This is a genomic window from Pelomonas cellulosilytica (genome assembly GCF_021353265.1).
Taxonomy (GTDB): Bacteria; Pseudomonadota; Gammaproteobacteria; order Burkholderiales; family Burkholderiaceae_C; genus Pelomonas; species Pelomonas cellulosilytica.
The window spans coordinates 249,769-271,553 of sequence record NZ_JAJTWU010000001.1 but is presented as its reverse complement, the minus strand read 5'-3'; the positions used below and the strand labels follow the sequence as shown (position 1 = coordinate 271,553).

Sequence of the window (21,785 nt, the reverse complement as noted above, 5' to 3'; positions counted from 1 at the left end):
GACGCCACGCTCTCTGCCGCGGGGCTGGCAACGGCAGCGGAGTCACGGCAGGTGAGTTGGGCGCGGATCATGTAACTGAGCATAGCGGTGGTCGTTACGGTTTTCGATGCGCGTTTGCAGCAGCGGCCGAAGCACCCACCCCCCTATTTAGGCGGGTAGGCCAACGCGACTTGAAATGGGCCAACTTCGATAGACGTCATGGCTGCGCGCAGTGCGACAGACAGATCGACTAGGACTTTCCTGTGTCCGTATGGACGAGGCGTCACCGATACTGAAGAGCATTGCCGGCGCTTCGGGTTGCCCTGTTACCAACCAGCCGCCGTGTGTCAGAACTGTGTCAGAAGGATTCGTGATGTTCGAGAAAGTCGTCCCCGTCAACCGTGAGCGCCACGCCCGCACCCGCATCAAGGAGATCACGGGTTTCGGTTTCGCGAAGGACTTCCACATCGCCTACCTGACGATGCACGAATTCGCCCGTGCCGCAGCGGTCTACCCCATCGTCTTCGTCGAGGACAAGGAGAAGGACGCGTTCCGTCCCGTGACGCTGCTGGGCCTGGATGCCGGCGAGAACCTGTTCGTCAGCGAAGGCGGCAAGTGGGAGGCGAGCTACATCCCCGCCATCATCCGCCGCTACCCCTTCGCGCTGGCCGGCAGCGCCACCGAAGGTCATTTCACAATCTGCCTGGACGAGGCCAGCAGTCTCGTCAGCGTCGACGGCAAGGACGGCGAAGGCAGCGCGCTGTTCGACGACAAGGGCGAGCCGACGCAGATCGTCGAGAACGTCAAGCGCTACCTCGCCGAGCTGCAGCAGATGGACCAGATCACGCTGGAGTTCTCCAAGGCGCTGGCCGAACTGAACATGTTCACGCCGCTGCAGATGCGCGTTCGCGAGGGCGACCGCGAGAAGAACATCGCCGGATGCTGGGTCGTCAACGAAGAGCGTCTGAACAACCTCTCCAATGACAAGTTCCTGGAACTTCGCACCAAGCGCTACCTGCCCGCCATCTACGCCCAGCTGATGTCGCTTGCGCAGATCGAGCGCCTGATGCAGCTGAAGGACAAGCGCATCGCGCCCAAGGCGGCTTGATGGGCCGGCGCGCCGCCTGCTGGCGCGCTGGAGCCTGCGCGATCGTGGTCGCCCTCGCCGGGCCGGCCGGTGCGGTCCTGGTCGGCGGCGTGGAGGACTCGGCCTACCCACCTTACGACCCGCCGCTGAAGTCGGGCTTCCAGCCCTATGAGCCCCCGCCCAGGCCGACCGCGACGCGTCCGGTGCGGCTGGACGCGAGGACGCTGGCCCAGCTCGCGCTGGAACAGAACGCCGAGGTGCTGTACGCCCGGCTGCAGTCGCGCGTGTCCGAGCAGGCCGCGGAGGCCGAGACAGGCCTCTACCTGCCCGTCGCCTACGCCAACCTGCGCCGCGAAGGCCGCAACCGCCAGCGCACCGTCGAGGAACGCCTGCAGGCGGCGCTGGGTGGCATCACGCGCCTGGACGAACAAGTCCTCGGCGGCGAGGCCGGCCTGCGCATGAAGGCACCGACCGGCGCCGAGGTCGCGCTCGCCTGGCGCAGCACGCAGCGCCGCAGCAACGTCATCGGTTCTGCCAGCTTCGCCACCGGCGACTCCGAAAGCACCGGCGCGCTGGTGCTGTCGCTGCGCCAGCCGCTGCTGCGCGGCGCCGGCCGCGATGTCATTGAGACCGACCTACGCGTGGCCCGCTACGAGAGCCAGATCGGCGCCTGGCAGTTCCGCCAGCAGGTGCTGCGCATCGGCAGCGATGCGCTGTCGAGCTACTGGCAGCTGTGGCGGGCGCGCGAGACGCAGGCGCTGCGAACGGCCGCGCTGGACAACGCCCGCGAGACGGTTGAGGACGTGCGGCTGCGCGTCGACGGCGGGCGCCTGGCGCCTGGTTCGCTCGACGAGGCCCAGGCCGTGCTGGCCGCGCGTCGTGCAGAGCTGGCACGCGGCCAGCAGGCGCTGCTGGATGCCGAGGCCAAGGTGCGCGTCATGCTGGACCTGCCGCCGCAGGACGGCGACTGGCAGCTGGCTGCACCTGAGCTCGACGCGCCGCCAGCCCCGAGCGAACTAGCGGCGCTAGCCGAACGCCTGCCCGACATCGAGGCCGCCTGGCCACCGCTGCGCATGGCGCTGCTCAAGCGCGAGCAGGCTGACGCGCGCCTGCGGCTGGCCTACAGCAAGAAGCTGCCGGCGCTGGATGTACAGGCCAGCTACAGCACCAACAGTCTCGTCTACGGCCCGCTGGATGCGGCCGTCAAGGCCGCGCAGGGCCGCAACCCCGACTGGACCATCGGCGTCGCCGTCGAGGTGCCCATCGGCGGTGACCGCCGTGCACAGGCCGAGTACCGCGCGCAGCAGCTGCGCGTCGAGCAGTCGGCGCTTGAGGTGCACTCCGTCCGCCAGGCGCTGGCCAGCGACTACTTCAACCGGGCCGCGCAGGCGGCCGAACTGGGCCGGGAGCTGGTGCAGCTGCGCGAGGAGCTGGTCGCACGCGAGCAGCTCGAGGCAGGCGTGCGCGAGCAGTTCAACAGCGGCGCTGCGCCGCGCGGCCGTCTGCTGCGGCTGCAGGCTGACGTGCTCGACGCCCGCATGCGCCTCATCGACGGCACCAGCCGCTGGGCCTTGGCCCGCGTCGCCTTGCAATTGGTTGACGGCAGCCTCTTGACCGCCAACGACGTACAGATCACCGAATGAAGCCGCTGCTCCTCCTTGCCACGCTTGCCGCCGCCCCCGCCCTGGCGGCTGACTACGTCGGCATCGTCCATGCCCGCCACAAGCTGTCCTTGAGCCTGCCCGTCACCGGTATCGTCGCCAAGGTGGCCGTTGAGCCGGGGCAGAAGGTGGGCGCCGGCCAGGCGCTCGTCCTGCTAGACGAACGCGCGCAGGCGCTGGAAGAGCAGCGCCGCCGCATCCAGGCCGACGATGTCAGCGAACTGCGAGCCACCGAAGAGCGGCTGAAGGTGGTGCAGCCGCTGGCCGAAGACGCACGTAAGCTGGCGGCCAGCCGCGGCGCGCTGAGCCGCGAAGACGCCGCGCGCAACGAGCTGGACTTCATCGCCACGCGTGGTCGCCTCGCGCAGCTGCAGGCGCAGAAGATCCGCGAGAAGACCGAGCTGCAGCTGGCGGAGACGGACCGCCTGCAGCGCCGCCTCGTCGCGCCGGTGGCCGGCGTCGTCACGAAGGTGGGCATCGACGTCGGCGAGTGGGCCAAGCCGGGCGACACGATGGTGGAGCTGGTGGACGCGTCGGTGCTGCACCTGCGCGTCAACATCCCGGCCGCTGCGGCCCGCAGGCTGAAGGATGGCCAGGCGCTGCCCGTCGCCATCGACGGCGGCGATACGGTGAACGGCAACGTCAGCTTCATCTCGCCGGTGACGGACGCGGCCAGCGGCCTCGTCGAGGTGCGCGTGCGCTTCAACAACCCCGCCGGACGCGTCGCCGCCGGCAGCAAGGGCATCGTCAAGCTCGACGGAGGGCCGGCGAAGTGAGCGCCCCCGGCGTCGTGACCGCGTTGCCAAGCTACAGCGCCCGCGAGCTGGTGCTGGCGCTGCATGCGCTGCGCGACGCAAGCCGGCAGGGCGACTACGCGGCCCGCGTCATCGCCTTGCTGGCGCGGCTGATGCGCGCGCAGCAGGGCTGGTGGCTGGCCGAGTCCGATGCCGGCTGGCGGCTGCTGGCCGAGGCGCATGACGAAGCCGCGGCCGCCGACCCGGCGGCCGCCCCGCTACGCTCCGACTTCACCGCCGACCTGGGTGCACTGGCCCAGCGCGCCCGCACGCAGGGCTTCGCCAGCCTGCCACAGCGCTCGGCCCAGGGCAGCACGCAATGGCTGGTTGCTGTGCGGCCCGAGCGCGCGCCAAGCGACCTGTGGCTGCTGTGCCTGCCAGACCGCGAGCGGCCCCACCTGAACGAACTGGTGCTGCGAGCCCAGCTGGTGGCGGACCTGCCGGCGCCAGGCGAGGCGCTCGCAACGGCCGCCGCAACTACCACCACACCGTCCGACACGACGGCCGACGCGCCACTGGCGACCTGGGCGCCGCTGCTGGACGCGGTGCTCTTCGCCCAACGCCACGACGGCTTCGAGCCTGCGACGCTGGCGCTCGTCAATGCGCTGGCCAGCGCGCTCGGCGCGCAGCAGTTGGCGCTGGGCTGGCGGGCCGAGGCCGGCTCGCCGCTGCGGCTGGTGGCGCTCAGCCACCGCGACAAGCTGGACCGCTTCGCCCACGCCGTCGTGCTGACCGAAGGCGCGCTGGACGAGGCGCTGGATCACGACGAAGGCGTCCGGCTAGACCCGCCCGCAGCAGGCGGCGAGGCCAGCACCGCGCTGGCTGAGATCGACACCGCGGCACCGCCCGCGCTGCCGGCACACCGGCTGCTACAGCAGTCGCTGGGCGCTGTGGGCATGGCCTCGCTGCCGCTGGCCAGCGGCCACAGCGCGCCACGGGCGGCTGTGCTGATGGTGTTCGACGGCGAGCCACTGCCCGCCGAGCAACTCGCCCGTCTACGCCTGACGCTGCGCGTGGCGCTGCCCTGGCTGGAAAGCCTGCACTGGCAGCAGCGCGCGCTCGTCTTGCGGGCGCAGGACGAGCTGCGTCGCCGGGCCCGTTTGTGGCTGGGGCCGCAGCACCTAGGTCTGAAGACCGGAGCCGGCCTCGGCGCGCTGGCGTTGCTGGTGTCGCTGTTCGTGAACTGGGACTACCGCGTGGGCGCCAGCGCGCAGCTCGCCACGGACAGCACACGCATCCTGTCGGCCCAGTTCGACGGCCGGGTGGAGGAAGCGCTGGTGAGCGCCGGCCAGAACGTCAAGGCCGGCGAGCTGCTGGCCCAGCTGGACGTGCGCGACCTGCAGAACCAGGCCGCCGATGCACGCGCCGAGGTGCAGCGCTACACGGCGGAGGCCGACAAGGCCCGCGCCGCCGGCGCGCTGGCCGAGGCCGAAGTGGGCAATGCCCGCACAGCGCAGGCGCAGGCGCGGCTGGCGCGGACGCTGGAGCTCATCGACCTGGCAGCTAACCGCGCGCCGTTCGACGGCGTCGTCGTGGAAGGCGAGAAGCGGGAGCTGCAGGGCGCGCCGGTGCGCAAGGGCGACAAGCTCTACCGGCTGGCGCGCGTGGAGAAGCTGTACGCGACGCTGCAGGTGCCGGAGCGCGATGCATCGCAGCTGAAGCCGGGCGCCTCGGGCGAGCTGAGCCTGATGACACGGCCCGACGAGAAGATCGCGCTGCGGGTGTTGTCGGTCATCCCCGTGGCCCAGATCAAGGGCCAGGAAGGCAACCAGTTCATGGTGCGGGCGGAGCTGCTGTCGCCGCCAGCGGACTGGTGGCGGCCAGGCATGAGCGGCAATGCGCGGATCGACGCGGGGCCACGGAAGATCATCTGGGTGCTGACGCATCGGGTGGTGGATCAGCTGCGCTTGTGGTTGTGGTGGTGACGGGATGCGGCCGGCTTGCTTCACAGACGGTGGCTTCAAGGCCAGGCCAGTGCCGGGGCGAACTCCCGGCATGAGCGGTGGCGTCAAGCCGGAGCAGCCCGCCAGGCGCTTCGAAGCGGAGCAAGCGCGATGACCCAGGGCACGCTCTCCGACAGCTGGTACCAGGTCGCCCAATCCAGAGTCGCGCTGCTACCCACCGTCGAAGCCCAGGCCCAGCGCTACCGTGGCCAGGCCTGGGTGCTGCTGGAAGACGGCTACTCGCACCGCTTCTACCGCGTCACTCCGCAGGCCTACGAGTTCCTGCGCGCGCTCGACGGCCAGCACACCGTCGACGAGACCTGGCAGGACCTCGCCAAGCGCCACCCCGAAGGCACGCCCGGCCAGGAGGAAGTGGTGCGGCTGCTCAGCCAGCTGCACCTGTCCAGCCTGCTGTACTTCAAGGAGCAGCCACACGCCGACGCCATCTCCGAGCGTCTGAGGCGGCAGCGCTCCCGCGAGTTCCTCGGCCGGCTGCTGTCCTTCATGTACTGGCGCTTCCCGCTGTTCGGACTCGACAAGTACCTGGACCGTGTGCTGCCTTTCATCCGCGCCTGCACCGGCCGCGTCGCCGGCCTCGTGTGGCTGGCCGCAGTGGCCTGGGGCGCCACGACGGCGTTCGAGCACCGCGGCGCGATCAGCAACGGCAGCGAGGGCCTGCTCTCGCTGTCCAACCTGCCCTGGTTGTACCTCGCGACGACGATGGTGAAGGTCGTGCACGAGCTGGCGCACGCCTTCGTCTGCAAGCGCTACGGCGGCCAGGTGCCGACCTTCGGCGTCATGGTGCTGGTGCTGGCGCCCCTGCCCTACGTCGACGCCTCGGCCAGTTGGGGCCTGCGCAACAAGTGGCAGCGGGCCTACGTGGGCGCGGCCGGCATGCTGGCCGAGCTGTTCCTCGCGGCGCTGGCCTGCGTCGTGTGGGCCACCACGGCGGACGGCGCCGTCCATAGCATGGCGTTCAACGTCATGATCGTCGGCTCGCTGTCGAGCCTGATCTTCAACGGCAACCCGCTGCTGCGCTACGACGCGTACTACATCCTGTCCGACCTGGTGGAGATGCCCAACCTCTACCAGAAGGCCCAGGCGCAGTGGCTGCACTACGGCTCCAAGTATCTGTTCGGGCTGCGCGAGCACCCCGAGCCGGCGCAGGACCGACACGAGCGTGTCTGGTTCACCGTCTACGGCGCGCTGGCCTTCTTCTACCGCTGGGTCGTCACGCTCGGCGTGCTGGCCTATGTGACGGACCAGTGGTTCGGCATCGGCGTCGCGATGGTCGTCACCACCGCCATCACGATGGTGCTGATGCCCGCCGCCAAGCTGTGGGCCTGGCTGCGCGTGGCGAGCGGCACGATGCGCACGCGCGCACTCGCGGCGATGGGCGGCCTCGTCGTCACGGCCTGGTTGCTGCTGTTCGTGCTGCCGCTGCCGCATGCGCTGCGCCTGCCGGGCGTGCTGGAGGCGCGCCAGAGCAGCCCGCTGTACCTGCAGGCGCCGGCGCGGCTGCAGGAGCTGCCGGTGCAGCACGGCCAGCACGTCAGGAAGGGTCAGCTGCTGGCTCGCTTCGACAACCCCGAGCTGTCGCTGCAGTTGGAGCTCATCGACAGCCAGATCGCCGAGAGCCGCGTGCAGCTGGGCCTGGCGCTCAGCGGCACGCCGGCCGAGGTAGCGCCACTGCAGGCGCGGCTGCAGGCGCTGGAGGCGCGCCGCGTGGAAGCGGTCAAGCTGCTCGCGTCGCTGGAAGTGCGGGCGCCACAGGATGGCGAATGGGTGGCGCCCACGCTGCACGAGCGGCTGGACGCCTGGGTGGACCGGGCCCAACCCATCGGCGAGGTGGTGGACCGCAGCGCGCTGCGCTTTGCCGCCGTGCTGCCGCAGGCCGACGTGGCTGAGCTGAGCCCGGCCCTGCCGCCCGCCGTCGCGACCGAGCTGCGCCTGGCCGGCCGGCGCGGCCAGGCGCTGCATCTGGCGGCGCTGCGCATGGTGCCCTACCAGCGCCAGCGGCTGATGTCGCCGTCGCTCGGCTTCGGCGGCGGTGGCGACGTGGCCATCCGTCCCGACGACAGCTCCGGCACAACTGCGGCCGAGGCCTTCTTCGAGATCCAGGCCGAATTCGCACCCGGCGAGCTGCCGGCCGACCTCGCCATGCACGGCATGACCGGCGTGCTGCGCGTGCCGGTGGCCCCGAAGCCACTGGGCCGGCGGCTGTGGGCCGGGCTGCAGCAGCTGCTGCAGCACCGCTACGGCCTGTAGACGCCATGATGAACAACGGCGCCCTCTCTCCGCCCTGGTTCCCGCCGCTGGACAAGCCGGCGGTGCCGCACGCGCGCCGGCCTCCCGCCGCCGAGCGCGGCGCCACCGTGGCCGCGCTGCGCGCGACGGTGGAGGCGGCGCTGCCCCATGTCTTCGACCCCACCGCCAGCTTGCATGCCGCCGGCCAGGCGCTGCGCCGGGCGCTGAACCGCGAGGATGCCGCGGCCGAACGCGCCGCACTCGCCCAGGCGCTGGCCGCCGCGCAGGCCGCGTGGCAATTCGAGCCGGCGGTGCTGGACGCCGCCTGCCGCCTGCTCTGCGGCGGCGCCGTCGCACTGCCGTGCGCCGCTCCACGCCACGCCGCGCTGGCAATGGCCGCGGCGGCCTGGGCGTCCTGCGGACGGCCCTGCGTGCTGATGACGGCCGACGACGAGGGCGCTGCCCGCGCCAGCCAGCTGCTGCTGCCGCTGTTCCAGCAGCTCGGCATCGACGCGGCGCCTGCCGGGTCGGACGCCAACGGCGCGATGCTGCGCCGGGCCTATGCCGCGGGTGTCGTCATCGTGCCGGCACGGCGCTTCACGGCAGACCTGACGCGCGACCGACGCGAGCGCAGCAGTGGCGACGCGCTGCAGCTCGAGGCCCGGCTGCACGGCGCGGCCGGCGCCGGCGTGCTCGTCACGCGCGGGCTGTTCACGCTGCTGGTCGACGAGCTGGACCGCGTGCTGTTCGACGATGCCGTCAACCCCGTGCTGCTCTCCGTGCCGGACGACAGCACCGCGCTCGGGCCCGCGCTGCAGCGCAGCCGCGAACTCGCCGACGCGCTCGAGCCGGGCCATCACTACAGCCTCAGCGTCGCGCATGGCCTGCAATGGACGGCCGCGGGCGCCGTGCTCGCCGGCGAGCTCATCGCCACGCTTCCGCCGCTGTGGCGCCAGCCCGAGCGCGCCGAATGGCTGCTGCGCCAGGCGCTCACAGTGCGCGACTTGCTGCAGCCCGGACGCCACTACACGCTGAACAACGGCCACGTGCACCTGGACGACGCCATCGGCCGCGCGCTGCCCGACCGCGGCCTGCTGCCGCACCTGACGCAGGCTATCCAGGCCCGCACGGGCGTGCCGCTCAGCCCCGTCACCCGTGCCACTGAGCGGGCCAGCGTGCTGGGCCTGGCCGCCAGCGCCCACCGCCTGGCGGGTGCCGCGGCCGACCTGCAGGGGCTGGAGGCGGCGCTGTGGCGGCGCCATGGGCTCTGTGCCGACGACGCCCGCAGCACGCATGCACAAGCCATGGTCGAGGCCTGCCGGGACGACGCCGACTGGCAGGCCCGCATCCAGGCCCGCTTCGGTGCACCGCCGGACACGCACCGCCTCTTCGTGCTGCGCCAACTCAACGCCGCGGCGCGGTTGGCCGACCTGCCCGGCGCCAAGGCCGAGGCCTGGGTGCTGGCGAGCCTGAGCCCCCAGCGCGCGCTGCAGCAGTTGCAGGAGCGCGCCGAGGCCGACGGGCGGGCGCCGGCCCGGCACGTCGAGATCGTCTTCACCGAACCGCTGGACAGCCGGCGCGCGGAAGCCCAGCTCATCGCCCGCGTCATGGACGTGGCACAGGGGGCCGACGTCACCCCTCGTCTGCTGCTGCAGCCCGAGGCGCGCTGGGTCGCCCAGGCGCTGGGGCCGCTGGCCACTCCGTTGCGCGCGCTGTGCCGCCAGTGGCCGGCCGCCACGCCGCGGCTGCTAACCGTCACGCTCTCGCTGCTACGCTGGCAGATGGCCCGCCAGCAGGCGCGGGCCTTGCAAGCCCAGAGCCAGCGCGAGCACCAGCTCAAGTTGCAACTCTCCTTCGCCGGCAGCGCGCCGGCCTTGCCCCCCCAATCATCAGAACCTGCTGCCAGGAGGACGTCATGACGCTCGAAGCCCCGCGCCCGCTCATCGCCCCGCCCACCCCCGCCGGCCGGGCTCCCGCCCGGCGCCTGGCGCCCACCGCACTGATCGGCCTGATCGGCACCGCCGCGCTGCTCAGCAGCTGCGGTGGCGGCGGCGGTGGCGGCAGCTCGCCGCCGCCGGCCCCGGCGCCCAAGGGACCGTTGACGGTGAGCATCGACCCGGTCGTCGCCGGCAAGGACCTGAGCGTCAAGATCACGCTCGCGTCCGGCGCCACCGGCCCGGTGGACGTCGTCTACTCGACCGCGCCGACCGGCACGGTGACCGGCGACGCGACCGGCGGCGACCGCTGCAACAGCGTCGGCGTCGACTTCATCGCCGCGACCAAGGCGACCGCGACGGTGCCCGCCGGTGCGAGCAGCGTGACGGTCGCCATTCCGACCTGTGCGAACACAAGCTTCGAACCTAACGAGCGGCTGGACGTGACGACCGAACTCGAGGGCCGCACGACGAGTACCCGCGCGCTCATCGTCAACAACTTCCCCGGCGGTCTGAACGACACCGGCATCACGCAATGCTTGAACGCGGCCAACGCGCTGGTCGCCTGTTCGGCGGCCGACATCGCCGGGCAGGACGGCGCGGCGGGCCGCGACGCCAGCGCGCTGACCAACGACGCCGCCGATGGCCGGGTGGGCTTCTCCTTCGCGGCCGCGGGAGGCGGTGCCTGCCTGCAGGACCAGGTCACCGGCTTCTTCTGGGACACGGCCTCCGCCACGGCCAACACGCTGGCCGCCGCGCAGGCACTGGTGGACGCCGCCAATGCCGGCCAGCGCTGCGGTCGAACCGACTGGCGCCTACCGACGCCGGCGGAGCTGGCCAGCCTTGTCGACAACGGCGCGACGACCGGCGCCCGCATCGACGCCAAGTTCGGCACCACGGCGGCCGTGCCGTCGTGGACCGGCGCCGCCTACGCTGGGGACCCGCGTGCGAACTGGGTGGTGGACTTCGGCTCCGGCGCCGTGTCCTTTGAGAGCGCCGTCAACCCTCTCGGCAAGACGTTCTCGACGCGCCTCGTCGCCGGCACCGCCACGGCCGATGCCGACTGCGACAACGCGACGACTCCGCGCTACACCGACCACGGCAACGGCACCGTCAGCGACAAGCAGACCGGCCTGATGTGGATGCAGTGCGTGGACGGTCTGTCGGGTGCCAGCTGCGCCACGGGTACGGCCACGTCGCATGCCAGCTTCGCCGCCGCACTCGCCCGCGCCACGGCAGTCAACGGCGATGCCGCCGGTGCCGGCAAGGGCTACAACGACTGGCGCGTGCCCAACCGCAACGAGCTGGCCTCGCTCGTCAACTGGCGCTGCAGCAGCCCGGCCATCCAGCGCAGCCGCTTCCCCGGCACGCCGAACGCCAGCGTTTGGACATCGTCGCCTGCCACCGTGGCCGGCTTCGTCTGGTACGTGGACTTCACGGACGGCAACCTGGGCCTGTCGGGCAGCGCGGGCAACCGGGTGTTGAGGCTGGTGCGGGCGGGGCAGTGATCCGGCTGACCGCCACGGCGACTCAACCCCGGCCTAAGGTACTGCGATCCGATTGAACAACTGACGAACGGCCCCGGGCACGCCTTCAGGCCCGTCAAGTCGGTGTCGACTTGTCGGGCCTGCGCGCGCCCAGCCGCGGCCACAGCATCCCCACCCGCTCGCGGTAGGCGCGGTACCGCTCGCCGAACTGCGCGATCAGGTCGCGCTCCTCGAACGCGACGCCGACGAGGATGTAGGCCGTGTTGCCAGCCGCAAACAGCGCATGACCGACCGTCAGGTCGGGCGTGACCCAGAAGGCAATCAGGAAGCCAAGGTAGATGGGGTGCCGCACCTGCCGGTACAGCAGCGGCGTGCGGAACCGGGCGGACGGCAGGTCGTGACCGCGCCACGCGGCCCAGGGCTGGCGCAGGCCGAACATCTCGAAGTGGTCGATGAGCCAGGAGCCGACGACCACCAGCACCCAGCCTGCCCCCGACATGGCCAGCAAGACGCCACGAGCCACCGGCTGCTGCACTGACCACAGCACCGGTTCGGCGATGGGCCGCCACTGCGCCATCAGAAGCACGAACACGGCGGTCGATGCGAGCACGAAGGTCGCGCGCTCGGCCCGTGGTGGCACGAGGCGCGTCCACCAGTGCTTGAAGCCGCGCCGGGCCATGACGCTGTGCTGCACGGCGAACAGCAGCAGCAACCCCACATCCACCACCAACGCCTCGGCCAGCGGCGCGACTAGGCCGCGGTCGAGCGTGACGGGCAGGCCCGGCAGATTGGCGATGAAGCCGACCGCAAAGGCCATCGTCGCGAGGAAGAACAGGTAGACGGCAACGGCGTAGAGCGTGGCGAGCATGGGTGTGGCGGCGTCAGCTGGCGCAACTCTCGCTCCGCTCGCCCCCGCGCACAAGCTGCTGGATTGAGCCAGGCGCCACAGGTTCGAGGCGAGTGAGCCAGGTGGCCGCCTTGATGACCAATGGCCCGTCACCGTGGCGCGCGGTGGCGATCCGCACGCCGTCCGACGCGGTGACGAAGCGGATGTCGCCGCCGGGGATCACGCTGGGCCGCCCAGCACCTCATGCACGCGCCGGCCTAGCTCGGCGAGCGCAAAGGGCTTACCGATCAGATGCACGCCCGGGTCCAGCACGCCGTTGTGCACGACGGCGTCGCGGCTGTAGCCGGTGGTGAACAATACCTTGAGGCCCGGCCGGCGGCGGCGCGCTTCGTCAGCCAGCCGGCGGCCGTTGACGCCGGGCATGACGACATCCGTGAACAGCAGCGCGATGTCCGGGTGAGCCTGCAGCAAGGCCAGCGCGGGCTCGGCACCGTCGGCCTCCAGCACGCGATAGCCCAGCTCGCGCAGTGCCTCGATGGACAGCTGCCGCACGGCCGCCTCGTCCTCCACGACGAGCACCAGCTCGCGGCCGTCGCCGCGGGGTGCCGGAGGCTCCACGCCGACGACGGCCTCGGCAGCCTGCAAGGCCACGAGCCTGGGCATGTAGAGCTTGACGGTGGTGCCCTGCCCCGGCTCGGAGCGGATGCGGATGTGGCCGCCGGACTGCTTGATGAAACCGTACACCTGGCTCAGCCCGAGGCCGGTGCCACGACCGACGCCTTTGGTCGTGAAGAACGGATCGAAGGCCTTGGCCGCCACGTCGGGCGCCATGCCGACGCCGGTGTCCGACACGGAGATCATCACGTAGGGCCCCGGCCGCAGGCCGACATGCTCGGTGGCGTAGCGCTCGTCGAGATGGCAGTTGGCTGTCTCGACGGTGAGCCGCGGCTCACCGGGAGCGTCCGCCATCGCGTCGCGGGCGTTCACCGCGAGGTTGAGGATGGCGTTCTCCAGCTGGTTGGGGTCGGCATGCGTCGGCCAGGCGCCGCTGGCGAGCACCGTCTCCAGGCGCACGCCGGCGCCCAGCGAGTGGCGCAGCAGGTCCGACATGCCTGCCACGAGCTGGTTCACGTCCAGCGGCTCGGGCTTGAGCGGCTGCTGGCGTGCGAAGGCGAGCATGCGCTGCGTGAGCTGCGCGGCACGGCGCGTGCTGTTGCGTGCGGCATCCAGGTAGCGGCGAGCCAGCGGGTCGTCGTGCATGAACTTGCGGTCCAGCAGCTCCAGCGAGCTCATGACGACGGCCAGCATGTTGTTGAAGTCGTGCGCGATGCCGCCGGTGAGCTGACCCACGGCCTCCATCTTCTGGGACTGGCGCAGCGCCTCCTCGGTGCGCATGCGTTCGGCCACCTCGGCCTGCACGCGGCGCTCCAGAGTGTCGTTCAGTTCGCGCAGCGAACGCTCGGCACGGTGGCGCTGGGTGACATCCTGGAACAGCACGGCCACCTGCCGCCGCTCGGGCGGGTCCACGCGGAAGGCAGCGAGCTCCAGGTAGCGCCCGGTCTTAACGAGCTCGCGTTCGAACCGCACGGCCTCGCCGGTCAGCAGCACGCGGCGGTAGATCTCGACCCACGCATCGGCCTCGTCGGGCACCATGTCGCGCACCCTCTGGCCCACGACGTTGGCGATGCCCGCGTTGGCCAGGTAGGCGGGGTTGGCCGCGATGTGGATGTAGTCGCTCAACGGGCCGTCGGGACCGTCGAGGAACTCGATGATGCAGAAGCCCTCGTCGATGCGGTCGAAGAGCGTCTGGTACTGGCGCTCGCTGTGGCGCAGCGCGGCCTCGCTGTCGGCGAGCCGGCGCTGGCCGCGCACCTTGGCGGTGGTGTCCCAGGCCGTGCAGATCAGGCCGCGGATGACGCCGTCGTCGTCGCGCAGCGGCGTGTACCAGAAAGTGAACCAGGCCTCGCGCAGCCGGCCGTCACGGTCGACGAGCAGCGGCATGTCCTCGCGGTAGACCGACGTGCCGGCCAGCGTGCTTTCGATGAGCCCAACCACGTCGTCCCAGACCTCGCCCCATACCTGCCGCAGCGGCGCGCCGAGCGCGCGGGGGTGCTTGTTGCCGAGCATACCGGCGTAGGCCTGGTTGTAGACCATGGCGAGCTCGTCGCCCCAGCACAGCCACATCGGCACGGCGGCGTCCACGACCTGCGCCAACGCGGCGCACAGCGCGACAGGCCAGCCACGGACCGGGCCTAGCGGGGTGGCAGCCCAGTCGGTGGTGCGCAGCATGGCGGCTATGGGAGTCGCCCCGGGGAAACATCGCGCCAGATCCGACATGGCGGCCCGGCTTCCCTCAACGTTGTCGTTCATCGTCGGCCCGCACAAGAGCGCACCCGATCCGGATGCCTCGGGCCAGTATCACACGTGCCTGCCGGCCGGCACGACCGACCTGCACGCGCGTGGCGGCGTCAGGTCACCGGCGCCGGGTTGAACAGCACCAGCGCGTTATGCAGCTTCCAGTGCTCGGCCCAGGTCTTCTTGCGACCCGAGGCCACATCGAGCAGCAGGCGGAACATCGCCCAGCCGGTTTCCTCGATAGTGGACTGGCCGTCGGCGATGGTGCCGGCGTTGATGTCCATCAGGTCGTGCCAGCGACGGGCCAGGTCCGTGCGCGTGGCAACCTTCACGACCGGGCATTCGGCCAGGCCGTAGGGCGTGCCGCGACCGGTGGTGAAGATGTGCAGGTTCATGCCGGCCGCCAGCTGCAGCGTGCCGCAGATGAAGTCACTAGCCGGCGTCGCGGCGTAGACGAGGCCGCGCTGGTCACGCCGCAGCTTGTCGCCGGGCGACAGCACATGGGCGATGGCCGAGCTGCCGCTCTTGATGATGGAGCCCATCGCCTTCTCGGCGATGTTGGACAGGCCGCCGGCCTTGTTGCCGGGCGTCGTGTTGGCGGCGCGGTCGACGCGGCCGCGGTCGAGGTAGCGGTCGTACCAGCCCAGCTCGCGGATGATGCCCTCGGCCACTTCGGGCGTAGCGGCGCGGCTGGTCAGCTGCTCGACGGCGTCGCGCACCTCGGTGTTCTCGCTGAACATGACGGTGGCGCCGGCGCGCACCAGCAGGTCCGCGCAGAAGCCAACGGCAGGGTTGGCCGTCACGCCGGAGAAGGCGTCGCTGCCGCCGCACTGCACGCCGACGACCAACTCGCTGGCCGGCACGGTCTCGCGGCGGCGGGTGTTCAGGCGTTCGAGATGCGGCCTGGCGGTCTGCAGGATGTCGTCCAGCATGGACATGAAGCCCACGTGCGCATCGTCCTGCAGGCAGACCGTCTCGGGGCCGGCGTCGGCGCCGCGCTCGTCGACGATGGGGAAGGAACCCGGAGGCAGCAGGCGATTGGGCTGCAGCTTCTCGCAGCCCAGGCTGACCACCATCACTTCGCCGCCGAAGTTGGGGTTCAGCGAGATGTGCTTCAGTGTGCGGATGGGGATGACGGCGTCCGGTGCATCGATAGCGACGCCGCAGCCGTAGCTGTGCTCCAGGCCGATGACGTCGTCCACGTTGGGGTACAGCGGCAGCAGCTCGGCCTTGATGCGCGCGACAGCCTGCGCGACGACGCCGGCGACGCACTGCACGGTCGTTGTGATGGCCAGGATGTTGCGCGTGCCCACCGAGCCGTCGGCGTTGCGGTAGCCCTCGAAGGTGTAGCCCGTCAGCGGCTCATGCACAGGCGGCTTCACCGTCGCAATGGGCAGGCCGTCCAGCGCGCGGGCCGACGGCATCTGCAGCAGCCGCTCGTGCACCCAGCTACCGGCCGGAATGGCCTTGAGCGCGTAGCCGATGGGCACGCCGTAGCGCAGCACGACATCGCCTTGGGCAAGGTCCGTCAGCGCCACCTTGTGGCCCTGCGGGACCTTGTCCCGCAGCACCAGGCCGGCGCCGGGCACGCCGGCCGGCAACACGGTGCCCTCGGGCAGTCCGCCGTCGTTGGCGACGATGGCGACGTTGTCCTCGTCACGCATACGGATGGTCAGCGGGGGGCGGGAGGAAACGGCATTCATATCCGGTGGCGGAGTGGCTAAAGTTCGGCTGATTATGTTGTACGTCGTCTAGTTGTCGTACAACTTATGTCACTGTAGATCCCAACATCACGTTAAAACCTCGGGAAAACCCGCGAATGCACGCTCCTGTCACCCGCCGCCGGCCGCGCACGCTGGCACTTGAACTGGTCGAGTCGCTCGGAGACCGCATCCGCGCCGGCCAGCTGCAAGCCGGGGACAAGCTGCCCACCGAGGCCGCCATCATGGGCGAGTTCGAGGTCAGCCGCACCGTCGTACGCGAGGCGATCTCCAAGCTGCAGGCGGCCGGCCTGGTCGAGACACGCCACGGCATCGGCACCTTCGTGCTGGGGCCTGGCGACGGCCCGTCGTTCAAGATCGCGCCGGAGCAGTTCAGCACGCTGCAGGACGTCATCGCGGTGCTGGAACTGCGCATCGGCCTGGAGACCGAGGCCGCCGGGCTGGCCGCCCAGCGTCGCACAGACGCAAACCTGGCCGTGCTGCGCCGCGCGCTGGACGCCGTCATCGCCGCCGTCGAGGCCGGGCAGGATTCCGTCGCCGCCGACTTCCAGTTCCACCTGGAGATCGCCCGAGCGACGCAGAACAGCCATTTCACCGACCTGATGGCCACGCTGGGTGCGCAGATCATCCCGCGCGCACGGCTGGAGGCCAGCACGGACATGAGCGCCGAGCGGCTGGCGTATATGCGCCGCGTGAACGCCGAGCACGAGAGCATCCTCGATGCGATCACGAGCCAGGACGCCGAATCGGCCCGCGCGGCCATGCGCACTCACCTGAGCAACAGCCGCGAACGCCGGCGCCGCGCACAGGCGGAGCCGGTCTGATAGGGTTATCCCTAGTCTTCGCTATTGAAGGCTTAGTTGTACGATGACCTACAACTTAGGCGCTGACGCACCTCTGACCGCCCTTTCAATTCCACGCCCGGAGACCTGTCCATGTCCCCTCAAGAACTCAAAGCCGTCCTCGAATCGGGCCTGCTGTCCTTCCCGCTGACCGACTTCGACGCCCAGCTGAATTTCGACGCCAAGGGCTACGCCGCCCGCCTGGAGTGGCTGCAGCCCTACGGCGCGTCGGCGCTGTTTGCGGCCGGTGGCACGGGTGAGTTCTTCTCGCTGGAGCCGGGCGAGTACAGCGACGTCATCAAGGTCGCGCTGGACACTTGCCGCGGCCGTACGCCCATCCTGGCCGGCGCCGGCGGTGGCACGCGCGTCGCCATCCAGTACGCGCAGGAAGCCGAGCGCCTGGGCGCGCAGGGCATCCTGCTGCTGCCGCACTACCTCACCGAAGCCAGCCAGGAAGGCCTCATCAATCACGTCGAGGCCGTCTGCAAGAGCGTCAAGTTCGGTGTCGTCGTCTACAACCGCGGCGCCTGCAAGCTGACGCCGGCTTCGCTGCAGGTGCTGGCCGACCGCTGCCCCAACCTGATCGGCTTTAAGGACGGCCTGGGCGATATCGAAAAGTTCGTCGCCATCCGCCAGACGCTGGGCGAGCGCTTCGCCTACCTGGGCGGACTGCCCACGGCCGAGGTCTTCGCCGGCGCCTACAAGGCCATGGGCTGCCCGGTCTATTCGTCCGCCGTCTTCAACTTCATCCCCAAGACGGCGATGGAGTTCTACAACGCCCACGCCGCCAACGACACGGCGACGACCGACCGCCTGATCCGCGACTTCTTCCTGCCCTACATCGCCATCCGCAACAAGGCCGAGGGCTACGCCGTGTCCATCGTGAAGGCTGGCGCGACGCTCGTGGGCCATAGCGCGGGCCCGGTGCGCCCGCCGCTGTCGGACCTGCATGCCGCCGAGGTCGACCAGCTCAGCGCGCTGATCGCCAAGCTCGGGCCGCAGTAAGCGCGCCGACGGCCGCCCGCGGCCGCCGCCCCCGACATCCACAAGGAGACACACGATGAAGCGACTGCTGTCCCTCCTGCTGCTGAGCCTCGCCACCGCGGGCCCGGCACTGGCGCAGGCCTGGCCCACGAAGCCGGTAACGCTCCTCGTGCCCTTCCCGCCCGGCGGCTCCAGCGACGCCATCGCTCGCGTGCTGGGCAGCAAGCTTCAGGAGAAACTCGGCGGCAGCTTCATCGTGGACAACCGCGGCGGCGCCGGCGGCACCATCGGCACGGCGATGGTCAAGCGCGCCGCGCCGGACGGCTTCACGCTGCTCGTCACGTCTCTCGGTCCGCTGGTCATCGGCCCCCACCTGCTGAAGAACGTCGGCTACGACCCGACCCGGGACCTGGACTACATCAGCGTGGCCGTGCAGGCGCCCAACGTGCTCGTCGTGCCGGCCGCCTCGCCGCTGAAGAGCATGGCTGACGTGCTGACCTACCTGAAGGCCAACCCCGGCAAGATGAGCTTCGCGTCCTCCGGCAACGGCTCCAGCGACCACATCACCGCCGAGCTGTTCTGGCAGCAGACGGGCACGTCGGGCCTGCACATCCCGTACAAGGGCGGCGGCCCGGTCATGACCGACCTGCTCGGCAACCAGGTCGAATCCAGCTTCATGAACATCAACACCGCGCTGCCCCAGGTGAAGGCCGGCAAGCTGCGGGCGCTGGCCATCACCAGCACCAGACGCTCGCCGGTGCTGGCCGACGTGCCAACGATGGACGAGCTGGGCATCAAGGGCGTGCAGGTCTACTCCTGGCAGGCCGTGGCGGCACCGAAGGGGCTGCCGGCCGATGTCAAGATCAGGCTGCACGCCGGCATCGTCGCCGCGTTGAATGCGCCCGACGTGAAGCCCAAGCTCATCGAACAGGGCTTCGAGATCGTCGCCAACTCGCCCGACCAGTTCACCGCCTTCCAGGCCGCCGAGTTCGCGCGCTGGAAGCAGGTCATCACCGACCGCAAGATCACTGCCGACTAGCCCCGCCCACCACCGGCTTCGCCGCCGCCCCGGCCCGCGGTGACGCCGGCAACGCACCACGCCCTCGAAATCATGAGTTCCACCCCTGTCATCCAAACGCTGCGTGTCATTCCCGTCGCCGGGCGCGACAGCATGCTGCTCAACCTCAGTGGCGCGCACGCGCCCTTCTTCACGCGCAACCTGCTGATCCTGACCGACAGCGCCGGCAACACCGGCGTCGGCGAGGTACCGGGCGGCGAGAAGATCCGCCAGACGCTGGAAGACGCGCGTCCGCTCGTCGTCGGCCAGCCGGTAGGTTCGCACCAGGGCCTGCTGCGCCGCGTGCAGCAAGTCTTCGCCGACCGCGACGCCGGCGGCCGCGGCCTGCAGACCTTCGACCTGCGCACGACCATCCACGCCGTCACGGCCATCGAGTCGGCGATGCTGGACCTGCTGGGCCAGTTCCTGGGCCTGCCGGTCGCCGCGCTGCTGGGCGAGGGCCAGCAACGCGAGTCGGTCGAGATGCTGGGCTATCTGTTCTACATCGCCGACCGCAATAAGACCGACCTCCCCTACGACAGCGCCCCCGGCGCGGACAACGCCTGGTTCCGCCTGCGTCACGAGGCAGCCATGACGCCCGAGGCCATCGTGAAGCTTGCCGAGGCCGCCCGCGAGCGCTATGGCTTCAACGACTTCAAGCTCAAGGGCGGCGTGCTGCGCGGCGACGAGGAGCTGGAGGCCGTGCGCGCGCTCCACGAACGCTTCCCCGAGGCCCGCGTGACGCTGGATCCCAACGGCGGATGGCTGCTGAAGGACGCCATCCGGCTGGGCCAGCAGATGCGCGGCATCGTGGCCTACGCCGAAGACCCATGCGGCGCCGAGGACGGTTTCTCGGGCCGCGAGGTAATGGCCGAGTTCCGCCGCGCGACCGGACTGCCCACGGCCACCAACATGGTCGCGACCGACTGGCGCCAGCTCACGCATGCGTTGTCGCTGCAGAGCGTGGACATCCCGCTGGCCGACCCGCACTTCTGGACTATGGCCGGCTCGGTGCGCGTCGCGCAGACCTGCCGGGACTGGGGGCTGACCTGGGGCAGCCACTCAAACAACCACTTCGACGTGTCGCTGGCGATGTTCACGCACGTCGGCGCCGCCGCGCCCGGCAAGGTCACGGCCATCGACACGCACTGGATCTGGCAGGACGGCCAGCGCCTGACGAAAGACCCGCTGCAGATCGTCGGCGGCCACGTACAGGTGCCGAAGAAGCCGGGCCTGGGCGTGGACCTGGACATGGCCGAGGTCGAGAAGGCCCATCAGCTCTACCAGCAGCACGGCCTCGGCGCGCGTGACGACGCGATCGCAATGCAATACCTGATCCCCGGCTGGGCCTTCAATCCGAAGCGCCCGGCCCTGGACCGTTAACCGAAAGCAGTACCCATGTTCAAGAACCTCATCAACGGCGAATGGCTGGACGGCGCGTCCGTCTCGCGCAACATCAACCCGTCCGACACGCGCGACCTGATCGGCGAATACGCCCAGGCCGACGCCGCCCAGGCCGACCTGGCCATCGCCGCCGCGACGGCCGCCTTCCCGGCGTGGAGCCTGTCCACGCCGCAGCAGCGCTTCGACATCCTCGACGCCGTCGGCACCGAGATCCTGGCCCGCCGCGCGGAGCTGGGCGATCTGCTGGCCCGCGAGGAAGGCAAGACGCTGCCCGAGGCCATCGGCGAAGTCGCCCGCGCCGGCAACATCTTCAAGTTCTTCGCTGGCGAGGCGCTGCGCCCCGGTGGCGAGACCATGCCATCCGTGCGCCCCGGCGTCGGTGTCGAGATCACGCGCGAGGCCGTCGGCGTCGTCGGCTTGATCACGCCGTGGAACTTCCCCATCGCCATCCCCGCCTGGAAGATCGCGCCGGCGCTGGCCTGGGGCAACTGCGTCGTCTTCAAGCCGGCCGACCTCGTGCCCGGATCGGCCTGGGCGCTGGCCGAGATCCTGTCTCGGGCGGGCCTGCCGGCCGGCGTGTTCAACCTCGTCATGGGCCGCGGCTCGGTCGTCGGCGAGAAGCTGCTGAACGATCCGCGCGTGGCGGCCATCAGCTTCACCGGCTCGGTCGCCACGGGCCAGAAGGTCGCCGCCGCCGCGGTGGCGCGGATGGCAAAGTTCCAGCTCGAGATGGGCGGCAAGAACCCGATGATCGTGCTGGACGATGCCGACCTGGGCATCGCGGTGAATGCGGCCGTCAACAGCGGTTTCTTCTCCACCGGCCAGCGTTGCACGGCTTCCAGTCGCCTCATCGTCACCGACGGCATCCACGACCGCTTCATCGCCGCGATGGTCGAGAAGATGAAGACGCTGAAAGTCGACGACGCCCGCAAGGCCGGCACCGACATCGGCCCCGTCGTCGACGCCAGCCAGCTGCGCCAGGACACCGACTACATCGGCATTGCCAAGGCCGATGGCGGCACGCTGGCCCACGGCGGCGAACGCATCGAGACGAACGCCACCGGCGCGCCGGGCTTCTACCTGACGCCGGCCCTCATCACCGACACGACGGCCGAAATGCGCATCAACCGCGAGGAAGTCTTCGGCCCGGTCGTCAGCGTCATCCGCGCACGCGACTACGAGCACGCACTGGCGCTCAGCAACGACACGCCGTTCGGCCTGGCCGCCGGCATCGCGACGACGTCGCTGAAGCACGCCACGCACTTCAAGCGTCACTCGCAGGCCGGCATGGTCATGGTCAACCTGCCGACGGCGGGCGTGGACTATCACGTGCCGTTCGGCGGCCGCAAGGGTTCCAGCTACGGCCCGCGCGAGCAGGGCCGCTACGCCGCCGAGTTCTACACGACGGTGAAGACGGCCTACACCCAAGCCTGATCCCCACTC

At 70.5% G+C, this 21,785-nt stretch carries 15 protein-coding genes; 12 read left to right on the top strand and 3 right to left on the bottom strand.

Annotation, left to right across the window (positions count from 1 at the left end):
* The first annotated feature begins 352 nt into the window (after positions 1–352).
* From LXT13_RS01180 to LXT13_RS01150, 7 genes are all read left to right on the top strand, one after another.
* A complete protein-coding gene (locus LXT13_RS01180) occupies positions 353–1,087 on the top strand; it encodes a SapC family protein (protein WP_233369771.1) in 735 nt (244 codons plus the stop codon).
* A 44-nt stretch (positions 1,088–1,131) separates the two neighbouring features.
* On the top strand, positions 1,132–2,709 hold the full coding sequence (locus LXT13_RS01175; RefSeq protein ID WP_233369770.1) for a TolC family protein: 1,578 nt from the start codon (positions 1,132–1,134) through the stop codon (positions 2,707–2,709).
* A complete protein-coding gene (locus tag LXT13_RS01170; RefSeq protein WP_233369769.1) occupies positions 2,706–3,503 on the top strand; it encodes an efflux RND transporter periplasmic adaptor subunit in 798 nt (265 codons plus the stop codon). Before LXT13_RS01175 ends, LXT13_RS01170 begins: the two co-directional genes overlap by 4 nt.
* Positions 3,500–5,446 (top strand): efflux RND transporter periplasmic adaptor subunit, encoded by a 1,947-nt coding sequence (locus LXT13_RS28750; protein WP_233369768.1) that lies wholly within the window; start codon positions 3,500–3,502, stop codon positions 5,444–5,446. The genes LXT13_RS01170 and LXT13_RS28750 overlap by 4 nt, the downstream gene beginning before the upstream one ends.
* A 129-nt stretch (positions 5,447–5,575) precedes the next feature.
* On the top strand, positions 5,576–7,732 hold the full coding sequence (locus LXT13_RS01160; RefSeq protein ID WP_233369767.1) for a biotin/lipoyl-binding protein: 2,157 nt from the start codon (positions 5,576–5,578) through the stop codon (positions 7,730–7,732).
* 8 nt (positions 7,733–7,740) lie between these two features.
* A complete protein-coding gene (locus tag LXT13_RS01155; protein WP_233369766.1) occupies positions 7,741–9,630 on the top strand; it encodes a hypothetical protein in 1,890 nt (629 codons plus the stop codon).
* Positions 9,627–11,153 (top strand): Lcl domain-containing protein, encoded by a 1,527-nt coding sequence (locus tag LXT13_RS01150; RefSeq protein ID WP_233369765.1) that lies wholly within the window; start codon positions 9,627–9,629, stop codon positions 11,151–11,153. Before LXT13_RS01155 ends, LXT13_RS01150 begins: the two co-directional genes overlap by 4 nt.
* Before the next feature lie 94 nt (positions 11,154–11,247).
* Here the strand turns inward: LXT13_RS01150 and mddA are convergent, their stop codons facing one another.
* The 3 genes from mddA to garD form a co-directional block, all read right to left on the bottom strand.
* A complete protein-coding gene (gene mddA / locus LXT13_RS01145; protein ID WP_233369764.1) occupies positions 11,248–12,000 on the bottom strand; it encodes a methanethiol S-methyltransferase in 753 nt (250 codons plus the stop codon).
* A gap of 198 nt (positions 12,001–12,198) precedes the next feature.
* Positions 12,199–14,268, bottom strand: a complete 2,070-nt coding sequence (locus LXT13_RS01140) for a hybrid sensor histidine kinase/response regulator (RefSeq protein WP_233369763.1) — start codon at positions 14,266–14,268, stop codon at positions 12,199–12,201.
* Positions 14,269–14,447: 179 nt separating this feature from the next.
* Positions 14,448–15,998 (bottom strand): galactarate dehydratase, encoded by a 1,551-nt coding sequence (gene garD / locus LXT13_RS01135; protein ID WP_233369762.1) that lies wholly within the window; start codon positions 15,996–15,998, stop codon positions 14,448–14,450.
* A 155-nt stretch (positions 15,999–16,153) separates the two neighbouring features.
* Here garD and LXT13_RS01130 point away from each other — a divergent pair, with 155 nt between their 5' ends.
* The 5 genes from LXT13_RS01130 (at position 16,154) to LXT13_RS01110 (ending at position 21,776) form a co-directional block, all read left to right on the top strand.
* Complete coding sequence (locus LXT13_RS01130) at positions 16,154–16,879, top strand: FadR/GntR family transcriptional regulator (RefSeq protein ID WP_233369761.1); 726 nt, start codon at positions 16,154–16,156, stop codon at positions 16,877–16,879.
* A gap of 111 nt (positions 16,880–16,990) precedes the next feature.
* The gene (kdgD, locus tag LXT13_RS01125; protein ID WP_233369760.1) at positions 16,991–17,902 is read left to right on the top strand and encodes a 5-dehydro-4-deoxyglucarate dehydratase; all 912 of its coding nucleotides are present in this window, start codon (positions 16,991–16,993) and stop codon (positions 17,900–17,902) included.
* Positions 17,903–17,957: 55 nt separating this feature from the next.
* Positions 17,958–18,920 carry a Bug family tripartite tricarboxylate transporter substrate binding protein gene (locus LXT13_RS01120; protein ID WP_233369759.1) on the top strand — a complete coding sequence of 321 codons (963 nt, stop codon included), beginning with the start codon at positions 17,958–17,960 and terminating at the stop codon, positions 18,918–18,920.
* A gap of 72 nt (positions 18,921–18,992) precedes the next feature.
* Positions 18,993–20,321 carry a glucarate dehydratase gene (gene gudD / locus LXT13_RS01115; protein ID WP_233369758.1) on the top strand — a complete coding sequence of 443 codons (1,329 nt, stop codon included), beginning with the start codon at positions 18,993–18,995 and terminating at the stop codon, positions 20,319–20,321.
* A 15-nt stretch (positions 20,322–20,336) separates the two neighbouring features.
* Complete coding sequence (locus tag LXT13_RS01110; RefSeq protein WP_233369757.1) at positions 20,337–21,776, top strand: aldehyde dehydrogenase family protein; 1,440 nt, start codon at positions 20,337–20,339, stop codon at positions 21,774–21,776.
* Positions 21,777–21,785 lie beyond the last annotated feature (9 nt).